The sequence below is a fragment of the Streptomyces sp. NPDC055400 genome, from assembly GCF_053644375.1.
This window is the reverse complement of record NZ_JBSHLM010000003.1, coordinates 151,640-164,713: the sequence shown is the minus strand read 5'-3', so window position 1 is coordinate 164,713 and position 13,074 is coordinate 151,640. Positions and strand designations below refer to the sequence as shown.

Below are 13,074 nucleotides of genomic sequence, written 5' to 3'. Positions count from 1 at the left end.
GTTCGGGAGGCGGTGATGGCCGGGCCGGCGACGCGTCAGTCGCGTGTGTGCCGCAGCCGGGCCGAGACCCAGCGGGCCCGGCGGCGCAGGATGCGGGGAATGTTGATCCCCGGAGGGGTTTGGTCATGGCCCGGTTCCTGCGGGCCACCCCCCGGGTGACGGCTCAGCACCGTGGCTGAGCGGCGGTTGCGTGCTGCGTCACTGTAGTCGTGCGTCCAGCCCATACCCCGACGTGTGCCCGTGCCCCAAGGTCGGTAATCGCGCGCACGCCCCCCAATTGGCCTATGCGCCAGGCAATTGGCAGTTCGAGGGACAGTTGTTCCCGGACATGGCTCGAACGCGTCACCCGATCGTGCGAGGACGGCCGCGCGGCCGTCACCGGTCGGGCTCGGGGTCCTTCAGCCAGCTGACCAGTTCGCTGGAGAACGCGACCGGGTCCTCCTCGTGCGGGAAGTGCCCCAGACCGTCGAACAGCCGCCAGCGGTACGGCGCTTCGACGTACTCGCCGGAGCCCGCCGCGCTGCGCGTACGCATCACGGGGTCGAGCGAGCCGTGCAGATGGAGCGTCGGCACCCGCACCGGACGCTTCATGCGCCGGTTGAACTGGATGCCGTCCGGACGGGCCATCGACCGCACCATCCAGCGGTACGGCTCGACCGAGCAATGTGCCGTGGACGGGATGCACATGGCGCGCCGGTACACGTCCACGGCCTCGTCGTCGGGGAGGCGCGGCCCGGACCAGTCCCGGATCAGCCGCCCGACCAGGGCGCCGTCGTCCGCGACGAGCTGACGCTCCGGCACCCACGGCCGCTGGAAGCCCCAGACGTACGAACCCGCGGCGGTCTGCTTGACGTCGGACAGCATCGCCGAGCGCCAGCGCCGGGGGTGCGGCATCGAGGAGACCACGAGCCGGCGCACCAGCTTGGGCCGCATGACGGCCGCGGTCCACGCGAGATAGCCGCCCAGGTCGTGCCCCACGAGCGCCGCGTCGGGCTCGCCGAGGGACCGTACGACGCCCGTGATGTCGAGGGCGAGGTTCGCCGGGTCGTAGCCGCGAGGGGTGCGGTCGCTGCCGCCGACGCCGCGCAGATCCATGGCCACGGCCCGGAACCCGGCGTCGGCGAGCGCCACCATCTGGTGCCGCCACGTCCACCAGAACTGGGGGAAGCCGTGCAGGAGCAGGACCAGTGGCCCGTCGCCCATCTCGGCGATGTGGAAGCGCGCGCCGTTGGCGGCGACGTCCCGGTGGGTCAGGTCTCCGCCGCCCGGGACGCCGATGCGTACGACTGAGGCGGGCTGGGCCGAGGGGGTGGCGGGGTCCGTCATGAAGACGAGCGTGCCACAGCCTCGACCGTGTCACCGACTCGGTTCGCCGGGGCCACCGGACGGGGGTGCGGTTTGGCGTTCCCCAGTACGCCTGCCGTCTCCTTGACCGACGCGGCGACCTTCTGCGGGCCCTTGCCCTTCTTGGCCTTCTTCGCGAAGACGGCGCCGATCAGGGCGAGCAGCGCGGCCACCAGCACGTTCGCCGCGAAGGAGAGCAGGAAGCACCAGCCGAGGTTCCAGCCGCCCTCACCGTTGTGCCCGCCGGTCCAGGCCTGGATCCCGTAGGCGAGCGCGAAGCTCAGCATGGGCAGCGAGAAGAGCAGGACCACGCCGGCCGCCGAGAGGGCGCCGCCGCTGACCGCACCCCGCTTCACGTCCTGCTTGAGCTGGGCCTTCGCCAGGGCGATCTCGTCGTGCACCAGCGCGGACATCTCGGTCGTGGCCGTGGCGACCAGCTGGCCGATGCTGCGTTCGGCGCCGACCGGTGTGCCGTCGGGTGCGCTCATCGCGTACTCCCTCTTCTCTTTACGGGCATCTGTAGCAGACCTGCTGTCAGATCATGCCGGACGACTGCTCCCCTCGCTTGCCCCGCCCGTCACTTCGGCAAGCCTGCGGTGTTCGGCGGCCTTCTTCTCGTAGATCTCCGCCATCCGCAAGTGGTACTCCGGCTTGTCCTCCTCGTAGATGTCGGGGATGCCGTCGAGGTCGTCGTCGCGCTCCTCCTCGGCGCACATCGCGCGGTACTTGGCGTTGCGGATCTTGAGCAGGACGCTCGACAGGACCGCCGCGATGAGGGAGCCCATCAGGACGGACGCCTTGATCTCGTCGGTCAGCAGCGGGTTGTCGGTGAAGGCGAGTTCGCCGATGAGGAGCGAGACGGTGAAGCCGATGCCGGCGAGGGACGCGATGGCGAACACGTCGGGCCAGGCCAGTTCGTCGGAGAGCGAGGCCCGGGTGAAGCGGGCCGTGAGCCAGGTGCCGCCGAAGATGCCGACCGCCTTGCCGACGACGAGCCCGAGCACCACACCGAGCGTCTCGGGCTTGGTGAACACGTCGGTCAGCGCGCTGCCCGACACGGCAACGCCCGCGCTGAACAGGGCGAACAGCGGCACGGCGAGCCCCGCTGAGAAGGGGCGCACCAGATGCTCGATGTGCTCGCCGGGCGAGTGCTCCTCGCCGTCCCGCCGGGTGCAGCGCAGCATGAGGCCCATGGCGACACCGGCGATGGTGGCGTGGATGCCGCTGTTGTACATCAGGCCCCAGATCACGAGGGCGAGCGGCACGTAGATGTACCAGCCGCGTACGCCCTTGCGCAGGAGGAGCCAGAACACGGCGAGGCCGACGACGGCGCCTGCGAGGGCGGCGAAGTTGATGTCGGCGGTGAAGAAGATCGCGATGATCAGGATCGCGCCGAGGTCGTCGACGACGGCGAGCGTGAGCAGGAACGCGCGCAGCGAGGACGGCAGCGAGGTGCCGATGACGGCGAGGACGGCGAGCGCGAAGGCGATGTCGGTGGCGGTCGGCACGGCCCAGCCGTCGAGCGAGCCGCTCCCCGTGATGTTGACGAGGAAGTAGACGAGCGCGGGGACCGCCATGCCGCAGAGCGCGGCGGCGACGGGCAGCATGGCCGCCTTCGGGTCGCGCAGGTCGCCCGCGACGAGTTCGCGCTTGAGCTCGATACCGGCGACGAAGAAGAACACGGCGAGCAGTCCGTCGGCGGCCCAGTGTTCGAGGGACAGGTTGAGTCCGAGCGCGGCAGGGCCTATGTGGAAGTCGCTCACGGACTCGTAGCTGTGGCTGAGCGGGGTGTTCGCCCAGATGAGGGCGGCGATCGCGGCGACGAGGAGCAGAACGCCGCCGACGGTCTCGGCACGCAGGGTGTCCGCCACGAACGTACGCTCGGGAAGGGAGAGCCGACCGAGGACCTTACGGCTGTTCTTGCTGGGGGCGGGCGCGGCCACGGGTGAAGACCTCCGGTCGGGTTCGGCTTTCGCGAACGCGCCGACGAGGGGTCGCCGACGGCGTTGCCGACCAGACTTCCCGGCACACCAGTTGAGGTCTCACCCTACCGGGTGTACGCGGGCCATACCTGGTGATCGTCACTTTACGCACGAAACGGGCACCCGGCGCGTTCGGCGTCGGGTGCCCGTTTCGTGGTGTGCGGTGCGGTCAGTCCTCGCTCGACGCGGCCGGGAGCTTGGTCTGGATGAGGTCCATGACGGACGAGTCCGTCAGAGTCGTGACGTCTCCCAGCTCCCTGTTCTCCGCGACGTCACGCAGCAGGCGCCGCATGATCTTCCCGGAGCGGGTCTTGGGCAGTTCGGCCACGGGCAGGACCCGCTTCGGCTTGGCGATCGGGCCGAGCGTCGCGCCCACGTGGTTGCGCAGGTGGGCGACGAGTCCCTCGTCGTCGGCGGACGCCGTGCCGCGCAGGATCACGAAGGCCACGATGGCCTGACCCGTCGTCTCGTCGGCCGCGCCCACGACCGCCGCCTCGGCGACGGAGGGGTGCGAGACGAGCGCCGACTCGACCTCGGTGGTCGAGATGTTGTGGCCGGAGACCAGCATCACGTCGTCCACCCGGCCGAGCAGCCAGATGTCGCCGTCCTCGTCCTTCTTGGCGCCGTCACCGGCGAAGTACTTGCCCTCGAAACGGGACCAGTACGTGTCGATGAACCGCTGGTCGTCGCCCCAGATGGTGCGCAGCATCGACGGCCACGGCTCGGTCAGGACGAGGTAACCGCCGCCCCCGTTGGGGACTTCCCGCGCCTCGTCGTCCACGACCGTCGCCGAGATGCCTGGCAGGGCGCGCTGGGCGGAACCCGGCTTGGTCTCGGTGACGCCGGGCAGCGGCGAGATCATCATCGCGCCGGTCTCGGTCTGCCACCAGGTGTCCACGATGGGGCACTTGTCGCCGCCGATGTTCTTCCGGTACCACATCCAGGCCTCGGGGTTGATCGGCTCACCGACCGAACCGAGGACCCGCAGACTGCTCAGGTCGAACTTGGCGGGGATGTCGTCCCCCCACTTCATGAACGTGCGGATCGCCGTCGGCGCCGTGTACAGGATCGTCACCCCGTACTTCTGCACGATCTCCCAGAAGCGGCCCTGGTGCGGGGTGTCCGGGGTGCCCTCGTAGATGACCTGCGTCGCGCCGTTCGAGAGCGGGCCGTAGGTGATGTACGAGTGCCCGGTGACCCATCCGATGTCGGCCGTGCACCAGTAGACGTCGGTCTCCGGCTTGAGGTCGAACACCGCGTGGTGGGTGTACGAGGCCTGCGTGAGGTAGCCGCCGGACGTGTGCAGGATGCCCTTGGGCTTACCCGTCGTGCCGGACGTGTAGAGGATGAACAGCGGCTGCTCGGCGTCGAACGCCTCGGGTGTGTGCTCCGCCGACTGCTTCTGCGTGATCTCGTGCCACCACACGTCGCGGCCGTCGGTCCATGCGACGTCCTGCTTGGTGCGCTGGACGACGAGGACCTTCTCGACCCCGTCGACGCGGCTGACGGCGTCGTCTACGGCGGGCTTGAGCGCGGACGGCTTGCCGCGCCGGTAGCCGCCGTCGGCCGTGATGACGACCTTGGCGTCGGCGTCCCGGATACGGGCCGCGATGGCGTCGGCCGAGAATCCGCCGAAGACGACCGAGTGCGCGGCACCGATGCGCGCGCACGCCAGCATCGCGACGACGGCCTCGGGGATCATCGGCAGGTAGACGGCGACGCGGTCGCCCTTCTGCACGCCCAGCTCGGTCAGCGCGTTGGCCGCTCGGCTGACCTCGTCCTTGAGCTCCGCGTAGGTGATGGCCCGGCTGTCGCCCGGCTCACCCTCGAAGTGGATGGCGACCCGGTCGCCGTTCCCGGCCTCGACGTGGCGGTCCACGCAGTTGTACGCGACGTTCAGCTTCCCGTCGGCGAACCACTTGGCGAACGGCGGGTTCGACCAGTCGAGGGTCTCGGTCGGTTCGGTGGCCCAGGTCAGCCGGCGGGCCTGCTCGGCCCAGAAGCCGAGCCTGTCAGCCTTGGCCTGTTCGTACGCCTCCGCGGTGACGTTGGCGGCGGCCGCCAGGTCGGCCGGCGGCGCAAACCTTCGCTCTTCTTTAAGAAGGTTGGCCAGGCTTTCGTTGCTCACGACATCTCCCTTACGGTGCTTTGCCGGGGCGCGACCGTTGTGTCCCAGACCACAGCTCATCAGACGGCCCCCCTCGGTGACAAGGGGGGTCCGAGTAATGGTTTAGACCTGTTGGGCTTTACGCGTGCGTGCCGATGGCGTCACTCATCGGCACGCACGCTCTCACGGACGGGTTCACGCCGGGCGCAGTTCGCCCTCCGGCTCCACCTGGTCGAACACCTCGTCGGGCCGCTCGGTGAGCAGATAGGCCTGTGCCTCGCCCACGTGGAAGTACATCCCGTGGAGCTCGAGCGATCCCTCCTGGAGGCGGCGGGCCACCGACTCGTGCGCCCGCAGATGCTCCAACTGCTGGACGACATTGGTCAGGCAAAGCTGCTCGACCGAGTCGGCGGGGGCACGCCCCGCGAGTCGCGCCCGCTGGTTCGCGGCCGTCATGCGGGCCAGGCTCGGCAGGCCGTGCCGCAGCCACCGCTTCAGGGGTGTCTGCGCACCGCCCTCGGGCGGACTGTTGAGCAGCGCCTGCATGGCACCGCAGCCGGAGTGCCCGCACACGGTGATCGACTGCACCTTCAGTACGTCGACGGCGTACTCGATGGCCGCGGCGACCGAGTCGTCACCGCTCTCGGCGCCCGGCAGCGGCACCAGATTCCCCACGTTCCTGACGACGAAGAGGTCACCGGGGCCGCTTGAGGTGATCATCGACGTCACGAGCCGGGAGTCGGCGCAGGTCAGGAACAGCTGGGTGGGCCGCTGCCCCTCACGGGCGAGCCGGGCGAGCTCGTCCCGCACATGCGGCGCCGTGTTCCGCTGGAACGCGCTGATGCCGCTGGCCAGTTGATACCCGCCACCGCCGGCCGGGGGAGCGGCGGTCTCGGACTGCGGGCGGTCGCAGTGGTGGTTGCGCCAAGGCGTCCACGGCCGGCAGCAGGAGTGCGACGCCGACGCGGGCTCGGCGATACGGGTCCCCGCCCGCCCGGTCATCTCGACCTTCCCGCCCTGCGCGACATGCGACTTCTGCCAGTCCTGCAGGGACTCGAACGCGGCGTGGTCCATGAAGGAACCGTCCAACTCCACGACGCAGCAGGCCCCTTGGGGCACCTGGTGCAGTACGCGGCTGAGGCGGGGCACGGCGAGGAACGTCAGTTGCCCGCGCACGCGCACATGATGCGTCCCGCCTCGGCCTTCGGAGCCCGCCGCGCCTGCTCTGTCTGCTCCGTCTGTTCTTTCCGTTCCGACCACGGTGTGGGTGATCCGTGTGCGGGCGAGCCGGTGCAGGGCGACCGCGACGGCGACCGCGATGCCGAGGACGACACCCTCGAGTACGCCGAGGACGACCACGCCGAGCGTCGTCACGGCGTAGACGAGGACCTCGCGGTGGCGCGTGACCGTCCGGATGTGGTGCAGGGACACCATCTGGATACCGACGGCCATGACCAGGGCGGCGAGTGAGGCGAGGGGGATCAGCTCCAGCGCCGGGACCATCAGGAGCGCGGCCACTACTACCCAAACGCCGTGCAGCATCGTGGAGTTCCTGCTCTCACCGCCCGCGTGCACATTCGCGGCGCTGCGGACCGCGACCCCGGCGACGGGGAGTCCGCCGAGGGTGCCGGAGACGATGTTGGCCGCCCCCTGGCCGAGCAGCTCCCGGTCGAGGTCGGAGCGGCGGGCCTCCGGCCGCAGGGCGGGCTTCGAGGACGCGAGCTTGTCCACGGCGACGGCGCCGAGCAGCGACTGCACGCTGCACACGAGCGTCACGGTCAGGACGGCCGCCACGAGGCCCAGTACGGGCCCTTCGGGCAGGCCGGCGAGGGCGTGGCTGCTCCAGGACGGCAGGTCGACCTTGGTCACGGTGATTCCGGCGAACGCGGCGGTCGCGGTGGCGCAGGCGACGGCGACGAGCGGGGCGGGCACCCGGCGCAGGGCCCGCCCGGCGCGTCCGGGGATCCGGGGCCAGGCGAACAGGACCGCGAGCGTCAGGAGGCTCAGGCCCAGTGCGGCCAGGTCCGCGTGGGTCAACTGGGCGGGCAGCGCGCGGAGATTGTCGAGGGCGGCGCTCTGGGGGGTGCCGCCGAGCACGATGTGCACCTGGGCGATCGCGATGGTGACGCCGATTCCGGCGAGCATGCCATGGACGACGGCGGGGGACACGGCGAGCGCGCTGCGGGCCACGCGCAGACAGCCGAGGCCGAGTTGGGCGATTCCGGCGATGACGGTGATCGCGCAGGTCGTCCGCCAGCCGTAGCGGTGGATGAGGTCGGCGGTGACGACGGTGAGGCCGGCGGCCGGGCCGCTGACCTGGAGGGGGGAGCCGCCGAGGCGGCCGACCACGAGTCCGCCGACGGCGGCGGCGACGAGTCCCGCCTGGAGCGGGGCCCCGGTGGCGAGGGCGATTCCGAGGGACAGCGGCAGGGCGATCAGGAAGACCGCCCCGGACGCGGACAGGTCGGCGCCCGAGACGCGGAAGCGGCGGGGCGGCTTCGGCGGCGGGCTGTGGGGTGGATGAGTGCGGCTGGTTTCGTCGGTCCGTGTCGGATCGGCAGGGCGTGTGGGGACGCAGGCTGACATGTTTCCCGTCTCCTCCGGGGCGGCGCGGTCGCGGAACGAGGGGCCCCGTCTGTGGCGGGGCAGGGTCGCGGCCGTGGATCACGGCGTGCAGCGGCGGGATGAATCAACTCTCGGTAAATGGATCGTAATGCAGAGTAAAGGTTGTGGACGGATTTTCGGGTCAAATGGGGCATTGATTCACCCCAGTGGGTGAATAGGGGCTTTCTTCGGCTTGTCGTATTAATCCTTCCCTGGGCTTCGTGCGACGTTGGCGGCGCCGTCGATAAATGCGGCATTTCGTCATATTGGTCCCGCCCTGATGTGAAGAGATCCGAGCCGAAGAGACCCAAGGAAGAAGGTGGGTGGACATGGCCGCCACCAAGAAGCTCGCCGCGAGCTTCACCGCCGTCTCGGCGTGTGCAGCAGTCCTGTCCGGTTGCGCGATCGGCGACCACCAGGCGACCGGTCTCCACAACGCCGCCCCCGCCCCCGCGCCGGGAAGCGCGATTCGGCTGATCGGGGACGGCTCGACCGCCTTCACCGGAGGCCAGCCGCATCTGCCGAAGGCCGAGCGACTGAAGGCCGGCCAGAAGCCGCCGCAGTTCGTGGTGTTCTCCTGGGACGGCGCGGGGGAGGACGGCCAGAAGCTGTTCTCGCACTTCCGCAAGGTCGCCAAGGAGAACAACGCGACGATGACGTACTTCCTCAGCGGCGTGTACCTGCTCCCGGAGGAGAAGCGCGACCTCTACCGGCCGCCGCAGCACTCACCGGGCAACTCGGAGATCGGCTTCAATGACGAGCAGGGGATCAAGGACACCGTGGACCAGCTCCGCGGCGCCTGGCTCGAGGGCAACGAGATCGGCACGCACTTCAACGGCCACTTCTGCGGCAAGGGCGGCGGTGTCGGCGAGTGGTCGGTGGCCGACTGGAAGGACGAGATCAGCCAGGCCAAGTCCTTCGTGAAGTCCTGGAAGACGAACGCGGGCATGAAGGACGCGGCCCCGCTCCCCTTCGACTACGACAAGGAGCTCATCGGCGCCCGCACCCCCTGCCTGGAGGGCCAGAAGAACTTCCGGCGAGCGGCTCACGACCTCGGCTTCCGCTATGACACCAGCGGCATCAACGACCAGATCTGGCCCAACAAGAACGACGGCCTGTGGGACCTGTCGATGCAGCTCGTGCCCTTCCCCGGGCACAAGGACGAGCAGCTCACCATGGACTACAACTTCATGATCAACCAGTCGGGCACCGCGACCCAGGGCGACGCCGACAAGCAGCAGTTCTGGGGCGACGAGATGCGCGACAGCCTGCTCCAGGGCTTCGACCGCGCCTACAAAGGCAACCGCGCGCCGCTGGTCATCGGCAATCATTTCGAGTCCTGGAACGGCGGCAACTACATGCGCGCCGTCGAGGAGACCGTCCACGCCGTGTGCAACAAGCCCGAGGTGCGCTGCGTCTCCTTCCGCCAGCTCGCCGACTGGCTGGACGCCCAGGACCCGAAGATCTTGGACCGGCTCACCAAGCTGCGTGTCGGCGAGGCCCCCAAGCAGGGCTGGGCGTCCTTCATGTCGACCAGCCCCGCCCCGGCGCCCAAGGGGGCACCGGGAGCGCCGGCGGTGAAGCGGTAGCCGAGCCCTGTCGGGTGTGGCCGTGCCGTTCAGGCGGTGGCGGCCACGCTCTCCTGGAGGACGAATGCGGGGTCGACCTGGGCGGCCAGGTCGGCGCCCGTCTTCGCGTTGCCCCAGCTCTGCGCGTTCTTCAGGTGGAAGTGGACCATCTGGCGTGTGTAGCGCTCCCAGTCGCGGCCCGCGTAGGCCGCGTCCGCGGCGGACCGGAGCGTGCGCAGGGCGGCCGCGTTGGGCTCCTCCAGGAGGCCGAACCGGGGAGGGCGGCCCTTCTCCATGGCGCGTACCCAGTCGGAGTGCCCGACGGTGACGAGCAGGTCGTCTCCCACCTGTGCGCGGAGGAAGTCGAGGTCGTCCTGGCCCTGCACCTTGTTCCCCACGACCTTCAGCGTGATGCCGAAGTCCCGTGCGTACTCCTTGTACTGGCGGTAGACCGAGACCCCCTTACGCGTCGGCTCGGCGACGAGGAACGTCATGTCGAAGCGGGTGAACATGCCGGAGGCGAAGGAGTCCGAACCGGCGGTCATGTCGACGACCACGTACTCGTCGCGGCCGTCGACGAGATGGTTCAGACACAGCTCCACCGCTCCGGTCTTGGAGTGGTAGCAGGAGACGCCGAGGTCGGCTTCGGTGAAGGGGCCCGTGACCATCAAACGCACGGCCCCGCCGTCGAGTTCCACGGGCCGGGCACACGCGTCGTACACCGGGTTGTTCTCGCGCACCCGCAGAAGGCGCGAGCCCTCGCCGGGCGGGGTCGTCTTGATCATCGTGTCCGCGGAGGCGATCCGTGGATTCGAGCCGCGCAGGTAGTCCTTGATGAGGGGGAGGCGTGCGCCCATGGCGGGCAGTTCGGCCGCCTGGTCGTCGTCGAGACCCAGCGCGGGCCCCAGGTGCTGGTTGATGTCGGCGTCCACCGCGATGACCGGGGCGCCCATGGCGGCGAGGTGACGGACGAAGAGCGAGGACAGCGTGGTCTTCCCGCTGCCGCCCTTCCCCACGAAAGCGATCTTCATGTTCACCAAGGGTAGTGGGATGGTTGCTGTTCGTGCCCGTGGAGCGTGAAGAAGACCACTCCTTCGTGGGGCGGGGCCCTGAACTGCGTAGGGTCGTACCCATGAGTACGACAGCCGACCCCCTTGCCGCCCTCGGGGCCCTTCCGGGCGTGGCCGACTCCGTGGATTCCGTGCGCAAGGCCGTGGACCGGGTCTACGGCCACCGGGTCATGCGGCGTCGCAGCCATGCGGTCACCTCCGAAGCCGCGCTGCGCGGCGCGCGCGGCAGCGCGGCGCTGTCCGGTGCCGACTGGCCCCTCGAAGAGGTGCGCAGGCGCTCCGACTTCAGCGGCGTGGGCGGGGACGAGGAGGCGCGCACCGTCGGCGCCGCCCTGCGGCTGACGGCGGAGGCGGGCCAGATCCTGTCGATCTGGCGGCAGTCCCCACTGCGGGTGCTCGCACGTCTGCACCTCGTTGCCGCCGCCGACAACGGCGACACGGTGGGGCGCCCCCGGCAGGGTGGTGAGCCGGTCGACGAGCCGCTGGTCGAGCTGCCGCTGCCGGACGCGCAGGAAGTGGCGGGCCGGCTCGAAGGGCTCTCGGGGCTGATCATCGCGGGCGGCTCGGCTCCGGCCCTGGTCACCGCGGCCGTCGTGCACGGCGAACTGCTCGCGCTGCGGCCGTTCAGGTCGCACAACGGGCTGGTCGCGCGCGCGGCCGAGCGCATCGTCCTGGTGGGTAGCGGTCTCGACCCCAAGTCGATCTGCCCGGCCGAGGTGGGGCATGCGGAGCAGGGGCGCGCCGCATATCTGGCCGCGCTCGAGGGCTATGTGTCGGGCACTCCGGAAGGGGTTGCCGCATGGATCGCGCACTGCGGGCGGTCCGTGGAGCTCGGCGTCAGGGAGTCGACGGCGGTGTGCGAGGCGCTCCAGCGCGGAGCGGCGTAGGCGCCGTAACGGGTTCCCGGAAAGTCCCTGAACAGGGTTGCGGCGGTACGAGTCCTCGTACCGCCGCTGGCATGTTCACCTGGTTACCAAGCGTCCTCGAAATTTGCCCATCAGGTCGGGAACTTAGCCCGTGGCCTGGTGCGGCTGGCCCGTAATCGACGGGTCGACGTCGCGTGGGTGCCTGGTGTTCATGCTCGGTCCGTGGGGCCTTGGTTGCGTTTAAAGGTGATCCTCTCGGATGTCCCTTGGTCTCGCGGGCCGTTGCCTTATTTGTACTCCAGGTGTGCGGGAAGCGAAACCCCTGGCCACACTTCTTTACTTTTAGGTTCAATTAGGGGTGAAACGGGCAGCCAGGTGACGGGCCTGCATAAAGGGGCCGGTCAGCTGACCGTGGCGCGTCGGCGGCTGGCATACCAGACCAGGCCCGCGGTCGCCGCGGCGGCGCCGACGGCGGCGGCAGCGACGAGGGCCGGCCGCGACGGTGCGGACAGGGAATGCAGTCGCTGCTTGAGCCGGACGGGCCGGTTGAAGTCGAGAATCGGCCACTCTCGCGCGATGGCCTCACGGCGCAGCGCACGGTCCGGATTGACCGCGAAGGGGTGGCCGACGGACTTCAGCATCGGCACATCGGTCGCCGAGTCGCTGTACGCGTAGCAGCGCGAGAGGTCGTACCCCTCGGACCGCGCGAGCTCCTCGATCGCCTCCGCCTTCGTCGGCCCGTACGCGTAGTACTCCACCTCACCCGTGAAGCAGCCGTCGTCGCCGACGACCATGCGCGTGGCCACCACGCGGTCCGCGCCGAGGAGTTCACCGATCGGCTCGACGACCTCCGCGCCGGACGTGGAGACGATCACCACGTCGCGCCCGGCGGTGTGGTGCTCCTCGATGAGCGACGCGGCCTCGTCGTAGATGATCGGGTCGATCAGGTCGTGGAGCGTCTCGGCGACGATCTCCCTCACCAGCTGCACGTTCCACCCGCGGCAGAGAGCCGAGAGGTACTCGCGCATCCGCTCCATCTGGTCGTGGTCGGCGCCGCCGGCGAGGAAGACGAACTGCGCGTACGCGGTCCGCAGCACCGCCCTGCGGTTGATCAGCCCGCCTTGGTAGAACGACTTGCTGAAGGTGAGCGTGCTCGACTTCGCAATGACCGTCTTGTCCAGGTCGAAGAACGCGGCCGTGCGGGGCGTCGAGTGCGTCAAGGGGTGGTTTTCCACGAGCCCGAGCATAGGCGCCCACCATTCGGCGTAAGCTCTGGCGCGTGGGTTTGCCTGAGAAGGCTCTCGGGTACACCATGGAAGTCACGGATCGTTCGCGACCGTGCTAACCCGGTCTGGCTCCTCCCCCCCCGAGTCGGACCGTGGGGACGACCCCCGCTCTCCCCCCCGGCGGGGGTCGTCGCATGTCCGGACCCACTTTGGGTCCGGACTTTTGCGTTCTCCACCCTGGTGCCGCCCCGTGCCGAGCCGCCGGCCCGCGGCTCCGTGCGTCCGATCTCCGTCACCGAGTGTAGTC

General features: G+C 69.7%; 10 protein-coding genes. 2 read left to right on the top strand and 8 right to left on the bottom strand.

The annotated features are described in order from the left end of the window. Positions 1-35 precede the first annotated feature (35 nt). The 6 genes from ACWIGU_RS08840 to ACWIGU_RS08815 all read right to left on the bottom strand — a co-directional run bounded on the left by ACWIGU_RS08840 (position 36) and on the right by ACWIGU_RS08815 (position 8,019). Positions 36-224, bottom strand: a complete 189-nt coding sequence (locus ACWIGU_RS08840) for a hypothetical protein (RefSeq protein WP_100596324.1) — start codon at positions 222-224, stop codon at positions 36-38. 151 nt (positions 225-375) lie between these two features. Next, positions 376-1,326 carry an alpha/beta fold hydrolase gene (locus tag ACWIGU_RS08835; protein ID WP_454398887.1) on the bottom strand — a complete coding sequence of 317 codons (951 nt, stop codon included), beginning with the start codon at positions 1,324-1,326 and terminating at the stop codon, positions 376-378. Continuing rightward, positions 1,323-1,832, bottom strand: a complete 510-nt coding sequence (locus ACWIGU_RS08830) for a phage holin family protein (protein ID WP_454398885.1) — start codon at positions 1,830-1,832, stop codon at positions 1,323-1,325. The genes ACWIGU_RS08835 and ACWIGU_RS08830 overlap by 4 nt, the downstream gene beginning before the upstream one ends. A 51-nt stretch (positions 1,833-1,883) precedes the next feature. Next, positions 1,884-3,287: a Na+/H+ antiporter NhaA gene (gene nhaA, locus ACWIGU_RS08825; RefSeq protein ID WP_454398883.1), complete on the bottom strand. Its 1,404-nt coding sequence runs from the start codon at positions 3,285-3,287 to the stop codon at positions 1,884-1,886. Between the two features lie 208 nt (positions 3,288-3,495). After that, on the bottom strand, positions 3,496-5,514 hold the full coding sequence (gene acs, locus ACWIGU_RS08820) for an acetate--CoA ligase (RefSeq protein ID WP_454398881.1): 2,019 nt from the start codon (positions 5,512-5,514) through the stop codon (positions 3,496-3,498). A gap of 114 nt (positions 5,515-5,628) precedes the next feature. Continuing rightward, positions 5,629-8,019 carry a bifunctional SulP family inorganic anion transporter/carbonic anhydrase gene (locus ACWIGU_RS08815; RefSeq protein WP_454398879.1) on the bottom strand — a complete coding sequence of 797 codons (2,391 nt, stop codon included), beginning with the start codon at positions 8,017-8,019 and terminating at the stop codon, positions 5,629-5,631. Positions 8,020-8,366: 347 nt separating this feature from the next. On the opposite strand from ACWIGU_RS08815, the gene ACWIGU_RS08810 reads away from it, so the two are divergent. Then, positions 8,367-9,626 carry a hypothetical protein gene (locus ACWIGU_RS08810; protein ID WP_454398877.1) on the top strand — a complete coding sequence of 420 codons (1,260 nt, stop codon included), beginning with the start codon at positions 8,367-8,369 and terminating at the stop codon, positions 9,624-9,626. Positions 9,627-9,655: 29 nt separating this feature from the next. On the opposite strand, the gene ACWIGU_RS08805 is transcribed toward ACWIGU_RS08810, so the two are convergent. Beyond that, positions 9,656-10,636 carry an ATP-binding protein gene (locus ACWIGU_RS08805; protein ID WP_454398875.1) on the bottom strand — a complete coding sequence of 327 codons (981 nt, stop codon included), beginning with the start codon at positions 10,634-10,636 and terminating at the stop codon, positions 9,656-9,658. A 101-nt stretch (positions 10,637-10,737) separates the two neighbouring features. Here ACWIGU_RS08805 and ACWIGU_RS08800 point away from each other — a divergent pair, with 101 nt between their 5' ends. After that, positions 10,738-11,562, top strand: coding sequence for an oxidoreductase (locus ACWIGU_RS08800; protein ID WP_454398873.1), 825 nt, complete (start codon positions 10,738-10,740; stop codon positions 11,560-11,562). A gap of 380 nt (positions 11,563-11,942) precedes the next feature. On the opposite strand, the gene ACWIGU_RS08795 is transcribed toward ACWIGU_RS08800, so the two are convergent. Further along, a complete protein-coding gene (locus tag ACWIGU_RS08795) occupies positions 11,943-12,788 on the bottom strand; it encodes an HAD family hydrolase (protein WP_454398872.1) in 846 nt (281 codons plus the stop codon). Positions 12,789-13,074: the final 286 nt, after the last annotated feature.

Bases quoted from the DNA above. Each gene is read 5' to 3' on its own strand.
- ACWIGU_RS08840 (WP_100596324.1), bottom strand. From the start codon at position 224: ATGGGCTGGACGCACGACTACAGTGACGCAGCACGCAACCGCCGCTCA.
- ACWIGU_RS08835 (WP_454398887.1), bottom strand. From the start codon at position 1,326: ATGACGGACCCCGCCACCCCCTCGGCCCAGCCCGCCTCAGTCGTACGC.
- ACWIGU_RS08830 (WP_454398885.1), bottom strand. From the start codon at position 1,832: ATGAGCGCACCCGACGGCACACCGGTCGGCGCCGAACGCAGCATCGGC.
- acs (WP_454398881.1), bottom strand. From the start codon at position 5,514: ATGAGCTGTGGTCTGGGACACAACGGTCGCGCCCCGGCAAAGCACCGT.
- ACWIGU_RS08815 (WP_454398879.1), bottom strand. From the start codon at position 8,019: ATGTCAGCCTGCGTCCCCACACGCCCTGCCGATCCGACACGGACCGAC.
- ACWIGU_RS08810 (WP_454398877.1), top strand. From the start codon at position 8,367: ATGGCCGCCACCAAGAAGCTCGCCGCGAGCTTCACCGCCGTCTCGGCG.
- ACWIGU_RS08805 (WP_454398875.1), bottom strand. From the start codon at position 10,636: ATGAAGATCGCTTTCGTGGGGAAGGGCGGCAGCGGGAAGACCACGCTG.
- ACWIGU_RS08800 (WP_454398873.1), top strand. From the start codon at position 10,738: ATGAGTACGACAGCCGACCCCCTTGCCGCCCTCGGGGCCCTTCCGGGC.
- ACWIGU_RS08795 (WP_454398872.1), bottom strand. From the start codon at position 12,788: ATGCTCGGGCTCGTGGAAAACCACCCCTTGACGCACTCGACGCCCCGC.